Source organism: Sphaerotilus sp. FB-3, assembly GCF_023706025.1.
In the GTDB taxonomy this organism is placed as follows: Bacteria; Pseudomonadota; Gammaproteobacteria; order Burkholderiales; family Burkholderiaceae_C; genus Sphaerotilus; species Sphaerotilus sulfidivorans.
Genome location: NZ_BQWE01000015.1, coordinates 42,722 through 63,558 on the forward strand (window position 1 = coordinate 42,722; position 20,837 = coordinate 63,558).

Below are 20,837 nucleotides of genomic sequence, written 5' to 3' on the forward strand. Positions count from 1 at the left end.
GTCGGTACGGCCGGGCATGACGATGTCGGTGATCAGCAGGCCGATGTCGGGCACCGCATCGAGGATCTCGCGCGCCTCGTCGCCGTCGCCGGCCTCGATCACCGGATGGCCGAGCGCGACCAGCTGGCGCCGCACGATGCGGCGCAGCTCGGCCTGGTCGTCGACCAGCAGCACCAGCGGCCGGCCGGGCCGGGCCGGTGCGGTCTCCGGGTCGGGCGCTGCACGCAGCGCCTGGCCGGCGGGCGCACGCACGATCGCCGATTCGTCGAGCGCCGGCAGCAGCAGCGTCACCTGCGTGCCGGCGCCGGGGCGGCTGTGCAGCAGCACGCCGCCGCCGCACTGGTGCACGAAGCCGTAGACCATCGACAGCCCCAGGCCGCTGCCCTGGCCGAAGCGCTTGGTGGTGAAGAAGGGCTCGAAGACCCGCGCCTGCGTGGCCTCGTCCATGCCGATGCCGGTGTCGGTGACGCGGATGCGCACATGGCGGCCGGGCAGCACCTCGGCCTCGGCCGCCTCGGCGGTGTCGAGCAGGCATTCGTCGGTCTCGATGCGCAGCTCGCCGCCTTCGGGCATCGCGTCGCGGGCATTGATCGCCAGGTTCAGGATCGCGCTCTCGAGCTGATGCGCGTCGGTGCGGGCGATCAGGCGCTGGCGCGGCGCCGCCAGCGAGGTCAGCAGCCGCACCGAATCGGGCAGCGAGCGCACCAGCAGCTGCGCGGCATCGGCCACCACCTCGCCGACATCGACCGCACGCGGCGCCAGCGGCTGCTGGCGCGCGAAGGTCAGCAGCCGGCGGATCAGGTCGGCGCCGCTGTGCGCGGCCTTCAGCGCCGGTGTCAGGAACTCGGCCAGCTCCGGATCGCCCGGATGGCGGTCGCGCAGCGCGGCCAGATTGCCGATCATCACCGCCAGCATGTTGTTCAGGTCGTGCGCGATGCCGCCGGTGAGCTGGCCGACCGCCTCCATCTTCTGCGCCTGGGCCACCGCCACCTGCGCCTGCTTGACCTCGCTGACATCGACCGACAGCACGAAGCAGCCCAGCACCTCGCCGTCCGGGCCGAACTCCGGGACCAGCTCGGTGCGCGCATTGACGATGCGGCCGTCCTCGCGCTCCATCTCGTACTCGTAGCGCTGGCGGCTGCCCTTGAGCGCCTGCACCACATGCGGGATCACCACCGCATAGACCTTGGGCGGCAGCACGTCGATGATCGGCCGTCCGGCGGCGATGTCGCGGCCGCGCCCGAACCAGTCGGTGTAGCCCTTGTTGGCGTACTGGTAGACATGGTTCTGGTCGAAGTAGCCGATCAGCGCCGGCACGTTGTCGAAGATCAGGCGCAGCCGCGCCTCGCTCAGGCGCAGCTCGGCCAGCAGCGCTTCGCGCGGTGCCGATTCGGGGTCGGGTTCGGAATGGGGGAGCAGCGGATCCATCCCGGCCCATTCTAGGCAGCGAGCTGACCCCGGGCTTCCGGATGCACCCGGATGCCGCTGCATTCCGGTGTACGTCGCCGTACCCGGGTCGGGATGCCAAGATTCGATACATTTGCTCCGATGTGTTGAAAAAGTCACTCGGGAAGATGCGCCTCCGTTGAATGACAAACGGAGACAGATGCCATGCCAGTGACCGGACACGCCGGCGCGATGCCTTATGACGAGGGCCTGGAGCGCCAGGCCGCCAACTTCGTGGCCTTGTCGCCGCTGAGCTTCCTGGCCCGCACCGCCGCCATTCATCCGGAGCGCATCGCGCTGGTGCACGGCCTGCTGCGCCAGACCTGGGCCGCCACCTACCGGCGTTGCCGCCAGCTCGCCAGCGCGCTGCAGCGCCGCGGCGTCAGCGCCGGCCAGACGGTGGCGGCGATGCTGCCCAACACCCCGGCGATGTTCGAGGCCCATTTCGGCGTGCCGATGGCCGGGGCGGTGCTCAACACCCTCAACACGCGTCTCGATCCGGAGGCGATCGCCTTCCAGCTCGATCACGGCGAGGCCCGCGTGCTGCTGACCGATCGCGAGTTCTCCTCGACCATCCGCCGCGCGCTGGCGCTGATGACCGGCCCGAAGCCGCTGGTCATCGATGTGGCCGATGCGCTGTTCGAGGGCGGCGAGTTCCTCGGCGAGAAGGAGTACGAGGACTTCCTGGCCGAGGGCGATCCGGCCTTTGCCTGGCAGCTGCCGTCGGACGAGTGGAACGCGATCGCGCTGAACTACACCAGCGGCACCACCGGCAACCCGAAGGGCGTGGTCACGCACCACCGCGGCGCCTACCTGAACGCCACCTCGAACGTCGTCACCTGGGCGATGCCGCGCCACGCGGTCTATCTGTGGACGCTGCCGATGTTCCACTGCAACGGCTGGTGCTTCCCGTGGACGATGGCGCTGCAGGCCGGCACCAGCGTGTGCCTGCGCCGGGTCGATCCGACGCTGATCTTCCCGCTGATCCGCGAGCACCGCGTGACCCACATGTGCGGCGCGCGATCGTCTACGGCCTGCTGATCAACGCCTCCGAGCAGCTGCGCGCCGGCATCGAGCACTCGATCCACGGCCTGATCGCGGGCGCGGCGCCGCCGGCGGCGATCATCGAGGGCTGCGAGCGCATCGGCATCGACATCACCCACGTCTACGGCCTGACCGAGGTCTACGGTCCGGCGGCGGTCTGCGTCAAGCAGGAAGGCTGGGAGAAGCTCTCCATCGGCGAGCGCGCCGAGCTCAACGCCCGCCAGGGCGTGGCCTACCCGATGCAGGACGCCATCGCGGTGCTCGATCCCGAGACGATGCAGCCGGTGCCGGCCGACGGCCAGACCATGGGCGAGATCTTCTTCCGCGGCAACCTGGTGATGAAGGGCTACCTGAAGAACCCCGAGGCGACGGCCGAGGCCTTCCGCGGCGGCTGGTTCCACACCGGCGACCTGGCGGTGATGCACCCGGACGGCTATGTCAAGATCAAGGACCGCAGCAAGGACATCATCATCTCGGGCGGCGAGAACATCTCCAGCGTCGAGGTCGAGGAGGTGCTCTACCGCCACCCGGCGGTGATGGTGGCGGCGATCGTCGCCGCGCCGGACCCGAAGTGGGGCGAGGTGCCCTGCGCCTTCATCGAGCTGCGCGAGGGCGCCGAGTGCAGCGAGGAGGAGATCGTCGAGTACTGCCGCCAGCACATGGCGCGCTACAAGGTGCCCAAGCGCGTGGTCTTCGGCACGCTGCCCAAGACCTCGACCGGCAAGATCCAGAAGTTCATGCTGCGCCAGCAGATGAAGTCGGCCTCGGCCATCGGGTGAGACCGTGAAACGACCGGACGGGGGAGACGACGATGAACGATCTTCAAGGCCATGACATCGAGGACCTGCGCGTCGGCATGACCGCGACCTTCTCGAAGACCATCACCGAGGCGGACATCGTGCTGTTCGCCGGCGTTTCCGGCGACGGCAACGCGGTGCACACCAACGAGGAATTCGCGCAGGGCACGCCGTTCAAGGGCCGCATCGCCCACGGCTTCCTGACCGCCAGCGTCATCTCGGCCGCGGTGGCCAACAAGCTGCCCGGCCCGGGCTCGATCTACCTCGACCAGCGCATGAGCTTCAAGGCGCCGGTGCGGCCCGGTGACACGGTGCATGCGACGGTGCGTGTCAAGGAGGTCCAGCCCGAGCGCTGCCGCGTGCTGCTCGAGACGGTCTGCACCGTCAAGGGCACGGTGGTGATCGACGGGGAGGCGCTGATCAAGGTGGGCTCGCTGCTCAAGCGCGAGCAGGCCCAGGCCCGCGCGGCCGCGGCGGCCACCGCACCGGTCGAGGCCTGACGCAGCGCAGGGGGCGCCGCCGCGGGCGCCGCTATGCTCCGGCTCCTGTCCCTGCGTCCGGATCCGGAGAGCCTGCGCCATGCGCCTTGACGATGAACTGGTGGCCCCGCTGCGTGCGGTGGCCGAGCGCTTCGCGCTGCCGAAGGTGCGCGCGCTGCACCTGCCGCCGCGCGAGGCGGTGCAGGCGGCGCGCCGGGCCGGCCGCGGCGAGTTCTGCCTGCTCGAGCTCGACGACGGCACGCCCGGCGCCGCCTACGTCATGCTCGACGACGATCACGAGGCGCTGCTGCTCGGCCACGGTGCCGAGGCGCTCGCGGGCGCGGACGCGCTGGCGCTGGCCGCCTCGTTCGGGGCCGCGCGCGGCGCGCGCCGGGTGGTGGCGTGGGCGGCGCTGGGCGCGCTGTCGCGCTGGCTGGTCGAGCGCGCCGGGCTGGAGGTGCCGCGCAGCGGCGATCCCTGGGGCCGGCCGGCGCCGCTGCCGGGCGAGCATCTCGGCATGGTCGGGCTGTTCACGCCGATGGTGGCGCCGCTGCTGGAGGCCGGACTGCGGCTGACGGTGCTGGAGCTTCAGCCCGAGCTGGCCGGCCGGCGCGACGCGCTGACCGTGACGCTGGACCCGGCGGCGCTGCAGGACTGCCGGCGCATCGTCTGCACCGCCACCACGCTGATCAACGGCAGCCTCGAGGCGCTGCTGCCGCACCTGCGCCATGCGCGTCATCTGGCGCTGCTGGGCCCGAGCGCCGGCTGCCTGCCCGATGCGCTGTTCGCGCGCGGGGTCACCCAGATCGGCGGGCGCTGGATCACCGATCCGGCCGGCGCGATCGATGCGGTGCGCGCCGGCCGCGGCCTGGGCGAGGTCTCGCGCAAGTTCGCCTTCAGCCGCGGCGACTGGCCGGGCTGCCCGGCGCTGCTCGAGCGGCTGTGATCCCGAAGGTCTCGGCGGTGGCCAGCACCTGCTCGATCGCCGCCAGCAGCGCCTCGGCGCGGAAGGGCTTGTGCAGCACCTGCAGCCCGCTGGCCGACAGCAGCGAAAGATCGCCCGGCGAGGTGTCCCCGGTGATCACCAGCACCGGGACCGGTCCGCCGTAGCTGCGCACCGCCTCGACCACATCCAGCCCGCTGGCGCCGCGCAGCCGGTGGTCGGTGATCAGCAGGTCGATGCCGCTGTGGCCGCGCGGGCGCTGCGCCAGCTGGTGGCGCAGCGGTGCCAGTCCGTCATGGCACTGCACCACCGCGCCCCAGGCCTGCAGGCGGGCGCGCAGCGCGTCCTGCACCGCGGGTTCGTCCTCGACCACCGTCAGCCGCAGGCCCTGCAGCGGCAGCCGGCGCGGCAGCGCCGGCACCGGCAGCGCCGGCAGCGGCGTGGCGCTGTCGAGCTGCACCGAGAAGCGGCTGCCCCGCCCGGGGCGCGAGTTCAGCAGCAGCCGGTGGCCCAGCAGCGCGCAGCTGCGCTGCACGATCGACAGGCCCAGCCCCAGGCCGCGGCTGCTGTCGCCCAGGGTGCGCCGCGGCCTGCCGATCGGGGTGTCGAGCTGGACGAACTCCTCGAAGACCGCATCCTGGTCCTCCTGCGCGATGCCGACCCCGGTGTCGATCACGTCGAGCTGCAGCCGCTCGCCGCGGCGGCGCACGCCGACCAGCACGCCGCCGTGCTCGGTGTAGCGCACCGCGTTGCTGACCAGATTGCGCAGGATCTGGTCCAGCAGCACCGGGTCGGACACCACGGTGGCGCCACTGGGCCGGAAGCGCAGCTTCAGGCCCTTGCGCCGAGCGGTCTCGCCCTCGTGCGTGGCGATCGCGTCGAACAGCGGCTGCAGCGCCACCGGCTGCGGGCGCGGGCGCACCGTGCCGGCCTCCAGCCGCGACAGGTCGAGCAGGCCCTTGAGCAGATCCTCCATCGAGGACACCGCCTCGTCGACCCGGTCGGTCATGGGCCGCAGCGGTGCGGGCACCTGCTCGCGCAGCAGGTCGATCAGCAGGCTGATCGTCACCACCGGCTGGCGCAGGTCATGGCTGGCCGCGGCCAGGAAGCGGGTCTTGGCCTGGTTGGCCTGCTGCAGCGCGGCGGTGCGCTCGGCCACCCGACGCTCCAGGTCGGCGTTGAGCTGCTCGACCTGCCGCAGCGCCTCGACCAGCCGGCGGATCATCAGGCTGCCGATCGCCAGCAGCGCCAGCGGCAGCGCCAGCGGCAGCCAGTAGTGGTCCATCACCGAGCTCAGTCCCATCCAGACCAGATGATCATGGCCTGCGGCGATCAGCAGCGCCGCCAGCAGGCCGGCCAGCAGCAGGCGCGCCGGCCCCGGCAGGCGCCGGCAGCCGCTCCAGGCCAGCGGCATCAGCAGCGCGCAGACCAGGATCAGCACCGGGTGCAGCCAGAGGCGGACCGCGTCGAGCACGCCGGTCAGCGCGCCCCACAGCGCCAGCGCCACCGCCAGCAGCAGCGTCGCCTGGGCGACGCCGGCGCTGGCCGACTGCAGCCGGCCGCTCAGCTGCAGCGCGATCGCGGCCCCGAGCGCCAGCGTGCCGATCTGCAGCAGCAGCAGCAGGCCGTCATGCAGCGCGTCGGGCTGCGGCGGCGACAGCAGCACCAGCAGATGCATCAGGAGGCAGAGCATCCAGATCAGTCCGAACTGGCCGCAGATGCGCTCGCTGGGCCGGCGCCACCAGATCGCCAGCATGAACACCGCCAGACCGGCGCCGACCAGATAGAGGCTGCTCGGGATCCAGGCCATCTGGTGGATCAGTCGGGCGCCGGTCGGCAGGGCCTGCGCCGGGCCGAGCATCAGCATCGACAGGCCGGCATTGCGGCTGTGGACCACCGACAGCTCGATGCGGTTGAGGCCGGCCTGCAGCAGGTGGGGCGGCACGCTGACCAGATGGTCGCGGCCCCCGGTGTCGCCGGGCGGGCGCTCGAAGGGATCGATCAGCGCCCCGCCGAGCAGCTCGCCGTTGAGCCGCAGCTCATGCACCCGGCTCATGCGCGGAATGCACAGCACCCACAGGCCCGCAGGCCGTGCGCCCAGCGTGAACTCGATGCGGTAGTGACCGAGCCCGGCACTGGCCAGGCCGCGGCGCGCCCAGGTGTCGGGCAGCGGCACCGGCTGCCAGGCATCGCGCGGGCGCAGGCGGAACTCGGCCTCGCTCAGCTCGATCATCTGCATCGGTGCGGCGCCCGGCGCCCGCCCGTCCGCGAGGGTGGCCGGCGTGGTGCCCATGCCGCGGGCATCGTCCGGACCGGCCAGCAGCAGGACCAGCACCACCGCCAGCGCGGTCAGGATCAGGCCGCCCAGCAACAGCAGCCCGGCCCTGAGCCGCGGGCTGGAGCGGATCAGGGCGAGCGTGGCGGAACGGGCGCCAGGCGGTGGCAAGGGCGGGGGAGGGGGCGGAGCGGTCATCGGCGCCGCCGATGATCGCAGAGCCGGCCGCCGCCGTCAGCGCCTCGGCGGCGCTTCAGTGGTGCATCAGAGCGCCAGGATCCACTTCACCAGATCGCGGGCATCCGCTTCCTTGATGGCGACCGCGTTGGGCGGCATGGCCAGGCCCGAGGCCTTGCCCTTCCAGTGGCTGTCGTAGGGGTTGGAGCCCTTCAGCACGATCTGGGTCAGGGTGTCGGCGGCCTGCTTGTCGCTCTTGTACTTGGCGCCGACATCCTTCCAGGCCGGGCCGATCGGCGCCAGGCCGTCCGGACCCTTGGCGCCCGGCTCGATGTGGTGGCAGGTCATGCAGCCGCTCTTGGTGGCGAGCGCCAGCATCGCGTCATCCTTCGCCTTGTCGGCCAGGGCGGCGCCGCTGGCGAGCAGGGCGATCGCGGCGGCGAGGGCTTGGGTGCGGGTCTTCATGGTGGCTCCTGGAGTCGCGGCTTCGGCCGCGGGTTGAATCGGATGCCTCCAAGGTAGTGGCGCGCCGCGCCCCAAGGTTGCGCAAGATCAAGCGTGCGGCGGCTTTTGTCAGCGTGGCACAGCGCTGTTGCCGGATGGATCGCCGTCGTTGCCGGCAGATGCTGCACGCTGGAGCAGCATCGCGTCGCCGTAGCTGAAGAAGCGCATCCGTCGCGCGATCGCGTCGGCGTAGAGCGTGCGGATCGCGTCGAAGCCGGCGAAGGCGCTGACCAGCATCATCAGCGTGCTGCGCGGCAGGTGGAAGTTGGTCACCAGCCGGTCGACCACGCGGAAGTCGAAGCCTGGCGTGATGAAGATGTCGGTGTCGCGCGCGCCGGCGCGCGGCAGCCGGTCGGGTGTGCCCAGCGCGGCCGATTCCAGCGAGCGCAGCGTGGTCGTGCCGACCGCGATCACCCGCCCGCCGCGCGCGCGGGTCTCGGCGATGGCGTCGACGGTGGCCTGCGGCACCTCGAACCATTCGCTGTGCATGCGGTGGTCACTGATCGACTCGACCCGCACCGGCTGGAAGGTGCCCGCGCCCACATGCAGCGTCACGCTGGCGCGGCGCACGCCGCGGGCCTCGAGCGCCGCCAGCACGCCCTCGTCGAAATGCAGCGCCGCGGTGGGCGCGGCCACCGCGCCGGGCACGCGCGCGAACACCGTCTGGTAGCGGCGTGCGTCGTCCTCGTCGTCGGCATGCGTGATGTAGGGCGGCAGCGGCACATGGCCGAACTGCTCCAGCAGCGTCAGCGCGTCGCCGGGCAGGCGCAGGTGGAAGAGGCCGTTCTCCGGGCCGCAGCGCCCCAGCACCTCGGCGGCGAAGCGCTCGCCGGCGGCATTGTGGAAGTGCACCGTCTGGCCGGCGCGCGGCGACTTGCTCGCGCGCAGGTGCGCCCAGACCTCGTGGCGGCCGTCCTCGGTGCCGGGCAGCACCCGCTCGACCAGCGCCTCGACGCTGCCGCCGGTGTCCTTGGCGCCGTGCAGCCGCGCGCGGATCACCCGGGTGTCGTTGAACACCAGCAGGTCGCCGGGCTCGAGCAGGTCGGGCAGCTCGCGGAACACCCGCTCGGTGGCCGGCAGCGCGCGCCCGTCGAGCAGGCGCGAGGCGCTGCGTTCAGGCGTCGGATGCTGGGCGATCAGCTCCTGGGGCAGGTCGAAGTCGAAGTCGGCGACGGTGTGGTTCACGGGTTCACGCGGGAGAGCTTGCGAAGGGAAGGGGGGCGGCGCAGAATGGTGCATCGTATAACATTGGTTATAACCGGAGTCCGCCATGCACGCACTGAAGCTTACCCAGATCGGCAACTCGGTCGGCGTCATCCTGCCCAAGGAGATCCTGGCGCGGCTGAAGCTCGAGAAGGGCGACTCCCTCTACCTCACCGACAGCCCGGACGGACTGCGCCTGACTCGGCAGGATCCGGTGTTCGAGGAACAGATGAAACAGGCGCGCGAGGTCATGAAGGCGCGCCGCGCGGTGCTGCACGAGCTGGCCAAATGAGCGAGCCGGCCAACCCGGCATGGGTCTGGATCGACGCGGCCGTGCTGAGAGCGGTTCACGAGGAGCAGCTGGTCGAGCACGGCGGGGCGCCGGGCGTGCGCGACATCGGCCTGTTCGAGTCGGCGCTGGCGCGACCCCGGCATCTGGTGATGTATGGCGAGCCGGACCTGGCCGCCTTGGCGGCGGCCTATGGCTACGGGCTGGCACGCAATCATCCGTTCGTCGACGGCAACAAGCGCACGGCCTTCGTCGCGATCGAGCTGTGCCTGCTGCTCAATGGCCAGCAGCTGGCCGCGGATGACGCCGCGTGCGTGCTGACCACGCTGGCGCTGGCCGCGGGCGAGCTGACCGAGGATGAGCTGGCCGCCTGGCTGCGCCGGCACATGACGGCCCGTGAGCGCTGACCACACCACCACGGACGCCGCCGCCCCAAAGGCCTCGGCCCGCTCCGCCCCGCAGCGGGCGATGGACAAGCTCGGCCTGGTGCGCGACATCGACCTGGCGCTGCACCTGCCGCTGCGCTACGAGGACGAGACGCGCCTGACGCCGATCGCGGCGCTGCGCGAGGGCGACAGCGCGCAGGTCGAGGGCGTGGTGCGCTCGTGCGTGGTCGAGACGCGCACCCGCCGCCAGCTGGTCGTGCGGCTGGTCGAGGGTGCGGCCGAGCTGGTGCTGCGCTTCGTGCATTTCTTTCCGTCGCACCAGAAGACGCTGGCGGTGGGCGCGCGGGTGCGGGTGCGCGGCGAGGTGCGCGCGGGCTTCTTCGGCCGCGAGATGGTGCATCCGGTCTTCAAGGCGGTCCCGGAGGGCGGCGCGCCGCTGGCCGAGGCGCTCACGCCGGTCTATCCGGCCAGCGCGCAGCTGCCGCAGGCCTACCTGAGGAAGGCGGTCGAGTCGGGCCTGCGCCGCGCGCCGCTCGACGAGGTGCTGCCCGCCGGCGTGGTGCCGCGCGGCCTGCCGGCGCTGCGCGAGGCGCTGCAGCTGCTGCACCATCCGCCGGTGGGCACCTCGGCCTGGCAGCTCGAGGAGCGCAGCCATCCGGCCTGGCAGCGCATCAAGTTCGACGAGCTGCTGGCGCAGCAGCTCTCGCAGCTGACGGCGCAGCGCGAGCGCGCCCGGCTGCGTGCGCCGGTGCTGGCGGCTGCCGACGGGCAGGGTGCACCGGGCAGCCTGCACGCGCGCCTGCTGGCGGCACTGCCCTTCGGCCTGACCGGCGCGCAACAGCGCGTCTGCGCCGAGATCGCCGCCGATCTGGCGCTGCCGCAGCCGATGCATCGGTTGCTGCAGGGCGATGTCGGCTCGGGCAAGACGGTGGTGGCGGCGCTGTCGGCGGCGGTGGCGATCGACGCGGGCTGGCAGTGCGCGCTGATGGCGCCCACCGAGATCCTCGCCGAGCAGCATTTCAGGAAGCTGCTGCAGTGGCTGGAGCCGCTGGGCATCGGCGTGGCCTGGCTGACCGGCAGCCGCAAGGGCAAGGCCCGCGCCGCGATGCTCGAGCGGGTCGCCTCTGGCGAGGCCGCGCTGGTGGTCGGCACGCACGCGGTGATCCAGGAGGAGGTGCGCTTCGCGCGGCTGGGGCTGGCGGTGATCGACGAGCAGCACCGCTTCGGCGTGGCGCAGCGGCTGGAGCTGCGCCGCAAGCTCGCCGCGCAGGCGCTCGAGCCCCACCTGCTGATGATGAGCGCCACGCCGATCCCGCGCACGCTGGCGATGAGCTACTTCGCCGACCTGGACGTCAGCACCATCGACGAGCTGCCGCCCGGACGCACGCCGATCGTCACCCGCGTCTTCGCCGACGGCCGCCGCGACGAGATCATCGAGCGGGTGCGCGACGAGGTGGCCAAGGGCCGCCAGGTCTACTGGGTGGTGCCGCTGATCGAGGAGTCCGAGGCGCTGGACTTGCAGAACGCCACCGAGACGCACGCGCGGCTGGCCGCCACCTTCGACGGCGTCGCGGTCGGCCTGCTGCACGGGCGCATGCCGGCCAGCGACAAGGCCGCGGTGATGGCGGAGTTCACGGCCGGGCGCATGAGCGTGCTGGTGGCCACCACCGTGATCGAGGTCGGCGTGGACGTGCCCAACGCCAGCGTCATGGTCATCGAGCACGCCGAGCGCTTCGGGCTGGCGCAGCTGCACCAGCTGCGCGGCCGGGTCGGGCGCGGCGCGGTGGCCAGCGTGTGCGTGCTGCTCTACACCTCGCCCCTGTCGCCGACCGGGCGCGAGCGCCTGAAGGCGATGGCCGAGACCACCGACGGCTTCGAGATCGCCCGGCGCGACCTGGAGATCCGCGGCCCCGGCGAGTTCATGGGTGCGCGCCAGTCGGGCGACGCGCTGCTGCGCTTCGCCGATCTGGGGCAGGACGGCGCGCTGCTCGAGCGCGCCCGCGCGGTCGCGCCGGCGCTGCTCGAGCGCCATCCAGCGGCTGCCGCCGCCCACATCCAGCGCTGGCTGGGCGGGCGCATGGAGTTCCTGAAGGCCTGAATCCGGCTGAACCCGGCTGAATCTGAAACCGGTCGCGCCGGAACTTGAGGAAGAAAGTCACGCCGCCGAAATAAGCCCTGCTTTTCCGGCGATTCCCGGCCGGGGGCGGATTCAAGAATCGGCCCGTCCTGCAGCTTCCGTGGCCTGCAGTCGAGTCGGGAGTCGTGACTTGAATGCCTTTTCCTTCCTTCGTGGCGAGATGCTGATCTGGCTGGTGTTCTCCGGCATCCTGCTGTCGGCGATCGGCCTGTTCCTGTTCTGGTTCCTGCCGCCGCTGCGCCGGCTGGGTGCGGCGCTGTCCACCCGCGGGCTTGCTCGACTGCCGGCGGCAAGTTCCTGACCTCGCTGGCGGGCCTGGGGGGCCTCGGTGGGCTGGACGGTGGCGGCCCGCCGGGCGATGGCGCGGGTGCAGGACCGCTGCGAGCTGCTGCTCGAGGCGCTGGCCGAGCACCTGGGCCGCTCGATCAGCGCCTCCATCGTGCCCGAGATGGAGGCGATGAGCCGGCGCATCGTCGCCAGCCTCGACGGCCTGACCGGCCAGATCTCGGCGATGAACCAGCAGGCGCTCGAGCAGATGATGCGCGACCACGCCGGTCTGATCCAGCAGTCGACCCGCCACGAGATGGGCGAGCTGCGCGCGGCGCTGACGCTGATGTCGGAGCGCCTGCAGGCCTCGGCCGGCACGCTGGTCAACGGCGCCGACGATGTCGCCGGCGTGCTGCGCGGCGCCGGCCAGGACCTGCAGATGCAGCTCACCGCCGCCTCGCGCGCCTGGAGCGACTCGGCGCAGGCGACCTCGAACGCGTTCGGCAGCAGCATCGCCACCTCGGTCGACGCGCTGGGTCGCGCCGGCACGACGCTGGGCAGCACGATGGAGCAGGCGGTGGCCTCCTTCAGCCAGAGCGCCGCGCAGGCCACGCAGTCGCTGCAGCAGGCTGGCAGCGAGCTGGAGAGCGGCGTGACCCGCATCGGCGGCGTGCTGGGCCGTGGCGCCGAGGATCTGGATGCGGCGCAGCACAAGCTCGCCACCAGCGCGGTGGCGATGCGCGATGTGCTGGCCGACATGAGCAGCCAGGGCCGCCAGGGCGCCGACCAGATCCGCGCGGTGGCGCAGCAGCTGCGCGACACCCTCACCCAGCTGGACCAGGTGCAGCCGCGCTGGGCCGGCACCACCGACCGCCTCGGCCAGATCGCCGAGGAGATCGGCCGCGCGCTGGCCAGCGTCGAGACGCTGGCCCGGCAGCAGCAGACGCTGGTCGAGACGGTCGGCCAGAGCGCACCGCAGGCGCTCGAGGCGGTGCGCCAGGTCGGCACGATGCTGGAGCAGTCCGGCCGCGACACCGCCGCGGCGATGCAGTCCGGCCGCGACGCGCTGACCGGCAGCAGTGCGGTGCTGGCCGCCGCGGTCGAGTCGGTGCGCAGCAGCATCGAGCAGGGCGCCGCGCAGGCGCTGGCCCAGCAGCAGCAGCTCGACGGCCACCTGGCCCGCGCGGTCGGCCAGATCGGCGGCGCGGTGCGCGAGCTGGCCACCTTCACCCGCAGCCTCGAGGACCTGCTCGAGGAGCGGGTCGCGGCGGTCTGATCCCGGAGCGACGACGATCATGCTGATGACCCGACGCACCGCGCCTGCGGCTCCCGGCGCTCCCGCCCGGGGCGAGGGCGGCTATCTGGCCTCGGCCTCCGACCTGATGATCGGTCTGCTCTTCGTCTTCATCATCCTGGTGGTGGTGCTGGCGCTGGAGCAGCGCCGCCAGGCCATCGAGATCGAGGCGAGCAAGAACGAGCTGCGCGGCCAGGCCGATCCGCGCGGCAAGGTGACCGACACCATCGGCCAGGCGATGCTGGCGGCGATGCCGACGGTGCGCATCGATCCGGTCACCGGCGTGATCTCGCTGCCGGAGGATGTGCTGTTCCCGATCGGCCGTGCCGAGCTGGGAGCCCAGGGGCGTGCGGCGCTGCATGCGGCGGTCGACCACCGACAGCCGCCCGATGGCGCGCGGCGCCTACGACAACACCAGCCTGTCGCTGGACCGCGCGCGGGCGGTGCATGCGGCGCTGGTCGAGCAGAGCCCGCTGAACGGCTACCGCAACCGGCTGGCGCAGCCGCTGTTCTCCTTCAGCGCCTATGGCGACAAGCGCCTGCTGCCCGGCATCGATCCGACGGATGCGCGCAACCGCCGCGTCGACCTGCGCATCGTGCTGACCTACCGCACGCCGTCCGAACTGGAGGCCACGCTGACCCGGGCCCGCGCCGCCGACGCGGCCGCCTCGCGATGAGCGCCGCCGAACACTGGTCGCAGACTGCGGCGGCGGTCGAGGCGCTGGCGGCTCAGCTGCGCCGCCCCGATCCCGCGCCGCCGGTCGATCCGGTGCCGGGCGACGCGCAGCGGCTGGGGGTGCTGCTGCGCCAGCGCCTGGCGCAGGCGGGCGCCGATCCGCGCCGGGGTCTGGCGCGCGCCGAATGGCGCCGGCTGCCGCTGGCCTTCTGGGTGGACGGCGAAGATCCGCTGCCGCTGGTCGAGCCGGAGCGGATCGCGCTGTACTGGCAGCAGGTGCTGCCGGCGGCGCTGGCGCGGGGCGATGCTGCCGCGGCGGCGCGCTGGCGGGTCGAACTGCTCGCCGGCTACGCCAACGGCTTCGATCACGACGGGCCGCTGCTGCGCTCCTTCGCCGCGTCGCTGGCGCGCAGCTGGGCCGGCGTCGGCGACGCCCCGGGCGATGCCTGGGCGCGCCGCATCGCCGCGCTCGACCGGGCGACCAGCCTGTTCACGCCGTCGAAGGCGGTCGCTGGCCTGGCTGCCGATCTGAAGGCGCATGACGGCCTGTCGTCCGGCTGGCTGGCCCGGCATGGGCTGTGGCCGGACTTCTTCCGCTCGGCGCTGGGGCGTGCGGTGATGCGGGCGCTGCCGCAGGTGCCAACGCGGCCGTCGGTGCCGGTCGGCGAGTTCGAGACCTGTCTGGCCTAGCCCCTGGCGCCGGCGGGCGGCGTGTCGCGGTAGATTCGGCGCCATGTCCGAAACCGCCATCCCCTCCCATTCCTCCGACGCCGCCCGTTCGCGCAGCCCGCTGGCCGGGCTGAAGGTGCTCGAGCTCGGCCAGCTGATCGCCGGACCCTTCGCCGGCAAGACGCTGGGCGACTTCGGCGCCGAGGTCATCAAGGTCGAGCCGCCCGGCACCGGCGACCCGCTGCGCCAGTGGCGCCTGCTGCACGACGGCACCAGCGTCTGGTGGCAGGTGCAGAGCCGCAACAAGAAGAGCGTCGCGCTCGACCTGCGCACCGAGCAGGGCCGCGCCGACGTGCGCCGCCTGGCCGCCGAGTGCGATGTGCTGATCGAGAACTTCAAGCCCGGCACGATGGAGAAGTGGGGCCTGGGCTTCGACGAGCTGGCGCGCGACAACCCCGGCCTGATCATGCTGCGCATCAGCGGCTACGGGCAGACCGGCCCCTACCGCGACCTGCCGGGCTTCGCGGTCGTGGCCGAGGCGATGGGCGGCATGCGCCACCTGATGGGCGAGCCGGGCCGCGCGCCTGTGCGCGCCGGCGTCAGCCTGGGCGACACGCTGGCGGCGCTGCACGGCGTCATCGGCGTGCTGCTGGCGCTGCAGGCGCGAGCGCGCACCGGGCGCGGCCAGGTGGTCGACGTGGCGCTGTTCGAGGCGGTCTTCAACTGCATGGAAAGCCTGCTGCCCGAGTACAGCGCCTTCGGCGCGGTGCGCGAGCCGGCCGGATCGGCCTTGCCCGGCATCGCGCCGAGCAATGCCTACCGCTGCGCCGACGGCCAGGTGGTGATCGGCGGCAACGGCGATTCGATCTACCGCCGGCTGATGAGCGCCATCTGCCGCGCCGATCTGGCCGAGGCGCCGGATCTGGCCAGCAATGCCGGTCGCGTCGCCCGGGTCGACGAGATCGACGCGGCGATCACGCAGTGGACGGTGCAGCGCCCGGTCGACGCGGTGGTGGCCGCGCTGCAGGCGGTGCAGGTGCCGGTCGGGCGCATCTACACGGTGCGCGACATCGCCGCCGATCCGCACTACCGCGCGCGGCAGATGATCGAGCGCATCGTCACCGCCGACGGGCTGGCGCTGGAGGTGCCCGGCGTGGTCCCGAAGCTCGGCGACACGCCCGGCGGCCTGTTCCGGCCGGCGCCGCGCCTGGGGGAACACGACGGCGAAGGATGGACGCGATGACCGAAGCCGACGATCTTCTTCCGGCCGATCCGGCGCGTCGGCGCAGGCTGGGCGCGACGGCGGCCTGGATGATGCTGGCCAGCCTGGGCGCCGGGCGGGCGCAGGCGGGCCGCACCGGCACGACGCCGGCACTGGCCTTCACGCCGGTGCCGATGACGGTGGAGGCGCCGCTGGCGGTGCCGCCGGGCTACACCGCGCGGGTGCTCTACGCCTGGGGCGACGCCACCGGGCAGGCCGCCGTCCCGCCGTGGCGCAGCGATGCGGTGCCGACGCCGGCCGAGCAGACGCTGCAGGCCGGCATGCATCACGACGGCATGGCCTTCTTCCCGCTGGGCGGGCGCGGCGTGCTGAACGGCCGTCACGGCCTGCTGGCGCTGAACCATGAATACACCGACGAGCGGCTGCTGCACCGCGATGCCGCCTCGCTGGCCGGTGGCGCGCGCACGGCCGAGCAGGTCGCGCGCTCGCAGGCGGCGCACGGCGTGTCGGTGATCGAGGTGCAGCGCGAGGGCAAGGGCACGGACGCGCCGTGGTCGGTGGTGCGGCCCTCGCGCCGGGCGCGGCGCCTCACCGCGAACACGCCGATGGCGGTGGCCGGCCCGGCCGCGGGCCACGCGCTGCTGCGCACCGCCGCCGATCCCGAGGGCCGGCGCATCCTGGGCACCTTCGCCAACTGCGCGGCCAACGCCACGCCCTGGGGCTCCTACCTCACCTGCGAGGAGAACATCCAGGGCTACTTCGAGCCGCCGGCCGAGCCCGATGCCTCGCAGCGGCGCTGGGGCCTGCAGGCGGGCGGGCGCGGCAACTGGGCGCGCTGGCATCTGCACGACGAGCGCTTCGACCTGCGCCGCCACCCCAACGAGTTCCACCGTTTTGGCTGGGTGGTCGAGATCGATCCCCACGATCCGACGATGACCCCGGTCAAGCGCACCGCGCTGGGCCGCGCGGTGCACGAAGGCGCCGCCACCGGCGTGTCGAAGGACGGCCGCGCGGTGGTCTTCATGGGCGAGGACGCGCGCTTCGAATCCATCTACCGCTTCGTCAGCCGCGACCGCATCCGCCCCGGCGGCTTCGCGGCCAACCGCGACCTGCTCGACCACGGCACGCTCAGCGTCGCGCGCTTCGACGCCCAGGGCCGCGGGCGCTGGCTGCCGCTGACGCACGGCCAGGGCGGCCTGACGCCCGAGAACGGCTTTGCCGACCAGGGCGAGGTGGTGATCCGTACCCGCGAGGCCAGCGACCGCCTGGGCGGCACGAAGATGGACCGGCCCGAGTGGACCGCGATCAGCCCGGTCACCGGCGAGGTCTTCGTCTCGCTGACCAACAACACGCAGCGCGGCAAGCCCGGCCTGCCGGGGGCGGACGCGGCCAATCCGCGCGCGCCTAACCCGACCGGCCACCTGCTGCGCTGGCGCCACGGCGGCGACCTGGCGGCCGAGACCTTCCAGTGGGACATCGTGGCCCTGGGCGGCGGCGAGACCGCGGGCGACGCCTTCAGCAGCCCCGACGGCCTGACGGTCGACCCCTTCGGCCGGCTCTGGGTGGCCACCGACGCGGCGCCGATGCTGGAGGCCGCGCCCGGCGAGCGGCTCTGGCTGCCGCGCAACCAGCTGCTGGCCTGCGATCCGGTGGCGCCGGGCGGCGTGAACATGCGCCGCTTCCTGGTCGCGCCGCCGGGCTGCGAGGTCACCGGCCCGGTGATCACGCCCGACGGCCGCACGCTCTTCCTCAACATCCAGCACCCCGACCCCGGCTGGCCCGCGCCCGGCGGTCGCCCGCGCTCGGCGACGGTGGTGGTGACCAAGGACGACGGCGGGGTGATCGGGGGCTGAGCGATGCTCCCGACGCTGCCCCGTCATTCCCGCGAAGGCGGGAACCTACGAGTCGCCGCCGTCGTGCCCTGCGTGGGCCCCCGCCTGCGCGGGGGTGACGGCGTGTGGCGGGATGACGGCAGGTTGCGGTGACGGGCCGGGCGCTGCGTCACTCCGGCCGCTCGACGCGGCCGTCCGGGTGCCGGGCGAAGCGGGCGGCGTCGGTTCCGTGCACCGGCGCGGCGTCGTCCCAGGACCAGCCGCCGAAGCCGGTGCGCTGGTAGTCGGCGAAGGCCTGGCGGATCTCCGCCTGGGTGTTCATCACGAAGGGGCCGTACTGCGCTACCGGCTCGCCGATCGGGCGGCCCTGCAGCATCAGCAGCTCGGCCGGCGAGGTGCCGGTGTTGACGATCTCGGCCGGCCGCTCGGCGGCGAGGTCGATCGCGCAGTGGCCCGGCACCGGCTGGTCCGCCACCCGCAGGCCGTCGCCGAGGAAGAAATAGAGCCGGCGCTTCGTCGCCGCGCCGCCGCGTGCGGCGGGCAGCGTCAGCCGCGCGCCGGCATCGAGCTTCAGGGTCCAGATCGCCACGTCGGCCTCCGCCTGGCTGGCCCAGGAGTCGGGCGGTGGGCTGGGCGGCGTGGCCAGATCGGGCAGGGCGCCGGCCACACACAGCAGCTCGGCGCGCCGGCCCTGGGCATCGGTCTCGATGTGGCGGGGCATCGTGTCGGCCCAGAACATCGTGAAGTGCGGCGCGGCGAACTTGCTGCGCGCCGGCAGGTTCAGCCAGATCTGGAACAGGTCGAGCGGGTTGGGCGCGTCGGTGCGCAGCAGCGGGAACATCTCGCTGTGCTGGATGCCGCGCCCGGCGGTCAGCCACTGCACGTCGCCGTCGCCGTAGCGCGCGGCCGCGCCGGCCGAGTCGGCGTGGTCGATGCGGCCGGTGCGCACCAGCGTCACCGTCTCGAAGCCGCGGTGCGGGTGGGCGGGAAAGCCCGGCACCTGCTCGCCGTGGTACAGGCTCCAGCCGTCGCGGTAGGAGAAGTCGCTGCCGATCTGGCGTCCGGCCAGCGACGCCGCCGGGCCGAAGCGGCCGTTGCCGGCGGGGTAGCGGTCGTCGTGGTGGACGCAGAAGAGGAAGGGGTCCTGCGTCGGCCACGGAAAGCCGAGGGGCAGGAAGGTCGGTGCGGGCAGATCGGCGTCGGGCGTGGACATGGTCGGGGCGGGCCGGCGGGCCCGGGTGACGGGGTTCCCGGACTGTACGCCCCGACGCCTTTCCCCTCAGGCCGCGTCGACCCGGCGCACCGACTGCCGCCGCACCAGCTCGGGCGCGACATCGCGGATCACCGGGCGGTCGCGGCCGTAGCAGCGGTTGATCAGGTCGCGCGTGGCCTGCGTGGCGATCGCGTCGATGTCGATGCGCACCGTGGTGAGCGCCGGCCAGACATGGGCGGCGAACTCGCAGTCGTCGTAGCCGACCACCGACAGGTCCTCGGGCATGCGCAGGCCGGCGGCCGCGAGCACGCTGATCGCCGCGATGGCCATCGGGTCGTTGGCGCAGAACAGCGCCGAGAAGGGCAGGGGCGCCGGGCCGCAGCGCGCCAGCAGCGCCTCGGCGGCCGCCCGCCCGGAGGCCGGCGTGAAGTCGCCGGTGATGATGCGCTCGGAGGGCACCCGCACGCCGGCCGCCCCGAGCGTGTCGAGAAAGCCGTGCAGCCGCGCCTCGTTGTCGGGCGCGTGGTGCGGGCCGCTGATGATGGCGACCTCGCGGTGCCCGGCCTCGAGCAGGCACTGCGCGGCCAGCCGGCCGCCGAGCGCGTGGTCGCTCGAGAAGCACACCGATTCCAGCCCGGGCACGATGCGGTTGAGCACCGCGATCTGCGGCATCTGCGCATGCAGCTGGCGGAGGTCGTCGTCGTGCAGCGCGTGGCTCATCAGCAGCAGGCCGTCGCATTCGCGCTGGCGCAGGAAGTCGATGCCGTCGAGCGCCTGCAGCCGCGCGTCGCCGCAGGCGCCGCCGCTGGCGGTGACCATGTGGCGCTCGACCTCGCGCAGCTCGCGCCCGATCGTCTCGAGCACCGCGCCGTGGAACAGGCCCTGGTACTGCGGCACGTACACGCCCAGCATGTCCAGGCTCTTGCGCGACAGCGCGCGCGCGATGCTCGAGGGCCGGAAGCCCAGCGTCTCGATGGCCTGCTGCACCCGTGCGGCCGTCTCCGGCGCGACCGGGCCCTTGCCCGAGATCACCCGCGAGGCGGTTCCGACACCCACGCCCGCCAGGCGGGCGACATCCTTGATCGTGCTGGCCATTGTGCTTGTCGTGCTCGTCGCTGCAGGAGTGGGGGGCAATGCAAGAGGAAAAGGGTCGATTCTGGCCTGCCCAGGGGCGCGCTGGCCTTACGGCCGCCGCAGATCGCGGAACGGCCCGAACAGCCACGAGCGCATGCCCAGCACCATCGTGAAGGGCTGCTTCTGGTCTTCGGGCAGGCGCTGGTCGGCCAGGTGCTGGCGCGCGAAGTCGGCGCCGATGCGTGCCAGGCGCTCGTTGAAGACCGGTGCCAGCGCGCGGTTGATCTCGCCGTGCACCAGCATCAGCTGCTCGCCCTCGCCGTCGAAGCCGCCGCGGAAATAGTCCGGCACCACCTCGGCGCGGAAGAACTGCATCACCGGCCCGTGCGGGCGCCAGCGGAAGGTCTTGCTGACCTTGAGCCGGTAGCGGTTGTGCTCGCGCAGCTCGATGATGCCCAGCCGGTCGAGCTGCAGCAGCAGCCCCACCAGCTCGGCCGGCTCGTAGCGGTAGCTGGCCAGCATCTGCTCGAAGGTCCACTGGCTCAGGCAGCAGATCGCCGCCAGCAGCAGGCGCCGGTCGGCCACGACCGCGCGCTCCTGCTCCTGCGTCAGCTCCGTGCGCGCGGGCTGCTCGTCGGCGAGCCGGCGCGAGAGCTCGGCGAAGTCGGTGCGCAGCACCCGGCAGATCGCGTCGATGCGCGACAGCGGCATGTCGCCCTGCGCGAACATGCGCTTGACGCTGGACTCGGCCATGCCGAGCTGCGCCGCCAGCGCGGCATAGGTGATGCCGGCGCTCTTCAGCTCGGCCTTGAGGACGCGGATCAGGTCGGCGGTGGTGCTCATCGGCAGCTCCGGTGTCAGGGTGATGCATCGACGGTGGCCATCGACGGTATCGTCTGATGATACTGAT

Annotated in this window: 18 protein-coding genes and 2 pseudogenes; 12 read left to right on the forward strand and 8 right to left on the reverse strand. The window is 72.8% G+C overall.

Features of this window, described 5'->3' with window-relative positions; genetic code table 11:
* Nucleotides 1-1,728, reverse strand: a pseudogene (locus tag NFT33_RS19310) (hybrid sensor histidine kinase/response regulator); the annotation flags it as partial.
* Between NFT33_RS19310 and NFT33_RS08085 the strand changes: the two are divergent.
* The 3 genes and pseudogenes from NFT33_RS08085 (at nt 1,639) to NFT33_RS08095 (ending at nt 4,712) form a co-directional block, all read left to right on the forward strand.
* Nucleotides 1,639-3,269 (forward strand): annotated as a pseudogene (locus NFT33_RS08085) (acyl-CoA synthetase). The pseudogenes NFT33_RS19310 and NFT33_RS08085 overlap by 90 nt on opposite strands.
* Before the next feature lie 32 nt (nt 3,270-3,301).
* The gene (locus tag NFT33_RS08090; protein WP_149502838.1) at nt 3,302-3,787 is read left to right on the forward strand and encodes a MaoC family dehydratase; all 486 of its coding nucleotides are present in this window, start codon (nt 3,302-3,304) and stop codon (nt 3,785-3,787) included.
* A 79-nt stretch (nt 3,788-3,866) separates the two neighbouring features.
* Nucleotides 3,867-4,712: a Rossmann-like domain-containing protein gene (locus tag NFT33_RS08095; RefSeq protein ID WP_251674493.1), complete on the forward strand. Its 846-nt coding sequence runs from the start codon at nt 3,867-3,869 to the stop codon at nt 4,710-4,712.
* Here the strand turns inward: NFT33_RS08095 and NFT33_RS08100 are convergent.
* From NFT33_RS08100 to queA, 3 genes are all read right to left on the reverse strand, one after another.
* A complete protein-coding gene (locus NFT33_RS08100) occupies nt 4,663-7,182 on the reverse strand; it encodes an ATP-binding response regulator (RefSeq protein ID WP_251674495.1) in 2,520 nt (839 codons plus the stop codon). The two genes, NFT33_RS08095 and NFT33_RS08100, sit on opposite strands and share 50 nt — an antisense overlap.
* Nucleotides 7,183-7,248: 66 nt before the next feature.
* Nucleotides 7,249-7,626 (reverse strand): c-type cytochrome, encoded by a 378-nt coding sequence (locus NFT33_RS08105; RefSeq protein WP_149502841.1) that lies wholly within the window; start codon nt 7,624-7,626, stop codon nt 7,249-7,251.
* A 108-nt stretch (nt 7,627-7,734) separates the two neighbouring features.
* Nucleotides 7,735-8,904, reverse strand: a complete 1,170-nt coding sequence (queA, locus tag NFT33_RS08110) for a tRNA preQ1(34) S-adenosylmethionine ribosyltransferase-isomerase QueA (RefSeq protein WP_149502842.1) — start codon at nt 8,902-8,904, stop codon at nt 7,735-7,737.
* Nucleotides 8,905-8,935: 31 nt separating this feature from the next.
* Here queA and NFT33_RS08115 point away from each other — a divergent pair, with 31 nt between their 5' ends.
* The 5 genes from NFT33_RS08115 to NFT33_RS08135 all read left to right on the forward strand — a co-directional run bounded on the left by NFT33_RS08115 (nt 8,936) and on the right by NFT33_RS08135 (nt 13,223).
* Nucleotides 8,936-9,160, forward strand: coding sequence for an AbrB/MazE/SpoVT family DNA-binding domain-containing protein (locus NFT33_RS08115; RefSeq protein ID WP_149502843.1), 225 nt, complete (start codon nt 8,936-8,938; stop codon nt 9,158-9,160).
* On the forward strand, nt 9,157-9,564 hold the full coding sequence (locus NFT33_RS08120) for a type II toxin-antitoxin system death-on-curing family toxin (protein WP_149502844.1): 408 nt from the start codon (nt 9,157-9,159) through the stop codon (nt 9,562-9,564). The genes NFT33_RS08115 and NFT33_RS08120 overlap by 4 nt, the downstream gene beginning before the upstream one ends.
* Before the next feature lie 61 nt (nt 9,565-9,625).
* Nucleotides 9,626-11,641 (forward strand): ATP-dependent DNA helicase RecG, encoded by a 2,016-nt coding sequence (gene recG, locus NFT33_RS08125; RefSeq protein ID WP_251674548.1) that lies wholly within the window; start codon nt 9,626-9,628, stop codon nt 11,639-11,641.
* 169 nt (nt 11,642-11,810) lie between these two features.
* On the forward strand, nt 11,811-11,981 hold the full coding sequence (locus NFT33_RS08130; protein WP_251674498.1) for a hypothetical protein: 171 nt from the start codon (nt 11,811-11,813) through the stop codon (nt 11,979-11,981).
* A 27-nt stretch (nt 11,982-12,008) separates the two neighbouring features.
* Nucleotides 12,009-13,223 (forward strand): hypothetical protein, encoded by a 1,215-nt coding sequence (locus NFT33_RS08135; RefSeq protein WP_251674500.1) that lies wholly within the window; start codon nt 12,009-12,011, stop codon nt 13,221-13,223.
* Between the two features lie 81 nt (nt 13,224-13,304).
* On the opposite strand, the gene NFT33_RS08140 is transcribed toward NFT33_RS08135, so the two are convergent.
* The gene (locus NFT33_RS08140) at nt 13,305-13,520 is read right to left on the reverse strand and encodes a hypothetical protein (RefSeq protein ID WP_251674503.1); all 216 of its coding nucleotides are present in this window, start codon (nt 13,518-13,520) and stop codon (nt 13,305-13,307) included.
* A gap of 110 nt (nt 13,521-13,630) precedes the next feature.
* On the opposite strand from NFT33_RS08140, the gene NFT33_RS08145 reads away from it, so the two are divergent.
* Genes NFT33_RS08145 through NFT33_RS08160 form a run of 4 tightly spaced genes read left to right on the forward strand, consistent with a single transcriptional unit; the run spans nt 13,631 to nt 17,661 of the window.
* Nucleotides 13,631-13,918 (forward strand): hypothetical protein, encoded by a 288-nt coding sequence (locus NFT33_RS08145; protein ID WP_251674505.1) that lies wholly within the window; start codon nt 13,631-13,633, stop codon nt 13,916-13,918.
* Nucleotides 13,915-14,607 (forward strand): hypothetical protein, encoded by a 693-nt coding sequence (locus NFT33_RS08150; protein ID WP_220785030.1) that lies wholly within the window; start codon nt 13,915-13,917, stop codon nt 14,605-14,607. Before NFT33_RS08145 ends, NFT33_RS08150 begins: the two co-directional genes overlap by 4 nt.
* Before the next feature lie 43 nt (nt 14,608-14,650).
* A complete protein-coding gene (locus NFT33_RS08155; protein WP_251674507.1) occupies nt 14,651-15,829 on the forward strand; it encodes a CaiB/BaiF CoA transferase family protein in 1,179 nt (392 codons plus the stop codon).
* Nucleotides 15,826-17,661: a PhoX family protein gene (locus NFT33_RS08160; protein WP_251674509.1), complete on the forward strand. Its 1,836-nt coding sequence runs from the start codon at nt 15,826-15,828 to the stop codon at nt 17,659-17,661. The genes NFT33_RS08155 and NFT33_RS08160 overlap by 4 nt, the downstream gene beginning before the upstream one ends.
* A 148-nt stretch (nt 17,662-17,809) precedes the next feature.
* On the opposite strand, the gene NFT33_RS08165 is transcribed toward NFT33_RS08160, so the two are convergent.
* The 3 genes from NFT33_RS08165 to NFT33_RS08175 all read right to left on the reverse strand — a co-directional run bounded on the left by NFT33_RS08165 (nt 17,810) and on the right by NFT33_RS08175 (nt 20,770).
* Nucleotides 17,810-18,853, reverse strand: a complete 1,044-nt coding sequence (locus tag NFT33_RS08165) for a pirin family protein (RefSeq protein ID WP_251674511.1) — start codon at nt 18,851-18,853, stop codon at nt 17,810-17,812.
* 66 nt (nt 18,854-18,919) lie between these two features.
* Complete coding sequence (locus NFT33_RS08170) at nt 18,920-19,948, reverse strand: LacI family DNA-binding transcriptional regulator (RefSeq protein WP_251674513.1); 1,029 nt, start codon at nt 19,946-19,948, stop codon at nt 18,920-18,922.
* A gap of 87 nt (nt 19,949-20,035) precedes the next feature.
* The gene (locus NFT33_RS08175; RefSeq protein ID WP_220785020.1) at nt 20,036-20,770 is read right to left on the reverse strand and encodes a helix-turn-helix domain-containing protein; all 735 of its coding nucleotides are present in this window, start codon (nt 20,768-20,770) and stop codon (nt 20,036-20,038) included.
* Nucleotides 20,771-20,837: the final 67 nt, after the last annotated feature.

Bases quoted from the DNA above. Each gene is read 5' to 3' on its own strand.
- NFT33_RS08090 (WP_149502838.1), top strand. From the start codon at position 3,302: ATGAACGATCTTCAAGGCCATGACATCGAGGACCTGCGCGTCGGCATG.
- NFT33_RS08095 (WP_251674493.1), top strand. From the start codon at position 3,867: ATGCGCCTTGACGATGAACTGGTGGCCCCGCTGCGTGCGGTGGCCGAG.
- NFT33_RS08100 (WP_251674495.1), bottom strand. From the start codon at position 7,182: ATGACCGCTCCGCCCCCTCCCCCGCCCTTGCCACCGCCTGGCGCCCGT.
- NFT33_RS08105 (WP_149502841.1), bottom strand. From the start codon at position 7,626: ATGAAGACCCGCACCCAAGCCCTCGCCGCCGCGATCGCCCTGCTCGCC.
- queA (WP_149502842.1), bottom strand. From the start codon at position 8,904: ATGCACCATTCTGCGCCGCCCCCCTTCCCTTCGCAAGCTCTCCCGCGT.
- NFT33_RS08115 (WP_149502843.1), top strand. From the start codon at position 8,936: ATGCACGCACTGAAGCTTACCCAGATCGGCAACTCGGTCGGCGTCATC.
- NFT33_RS08120 (WP_149502844.1), top strand. From the start codon at position 9,157: ATGAGCGAGCCGGCCAACCCGGCATGGGTCTGGATCGACGCGGCCGTG.
- recG (WP_251674548.1), top strand. From the start codon at position 9,626: ATGGACAAGCTCGGCCTGGTGCGCGACATCGACCTGGCGCTGCACCTG.
- NFT33_RS08145 (WP_251674505.1), top strand. From the start codon at position 13,631: ATGGCGCGCGGCGCCTACGACAACACCAGCCTGTCGCTGGACCGCGCG.
- NFT33_RS08150 (WP_220785030.1), top strand. From the start codon at position 13,915: ATGAGCGCCGCCGAACACTGGTCGCAGACTGCGGCGGCGGTCGAGGCG.
- NFT33_RS08155 (WP_251674507.1), top strand. From the start codon at position 14,651: ATGTCCGAAACCGCCATCCCCTCCCATTCCTCCGACGCCGCCCGTTCG.
- NFT33_RS08160 (WP_251674509.1), top strand. From the start codon at position 15,826: ATGACCGAAGCCGACGATCTTCTTCCGGCCGATCCGGCGCGTCGGCGC.
- NFT33_RS08165 (WP_251674511.1), bottom strand. From the start codon at position 18,853: ATGTCCACGCCCGACGCCGATCTGCCCGCACCGACCTTCCTGCCCCTC.
- NFT33_RS08170 (WP_251674513.1), bottom strand. From the start codon at position 19,948: ATGGCCAGCACGATCAAGGATGTCGCCCGCCTGGCGGGCGTGGGTGTC.
- NFT33_RS08175 (WP_220785020.1), bottom strand. From the start codon at position 20,770: ATGAGCACCACCGCCGACCTGATCCGCGTCCTCAAGGCCGAGCTGAAG.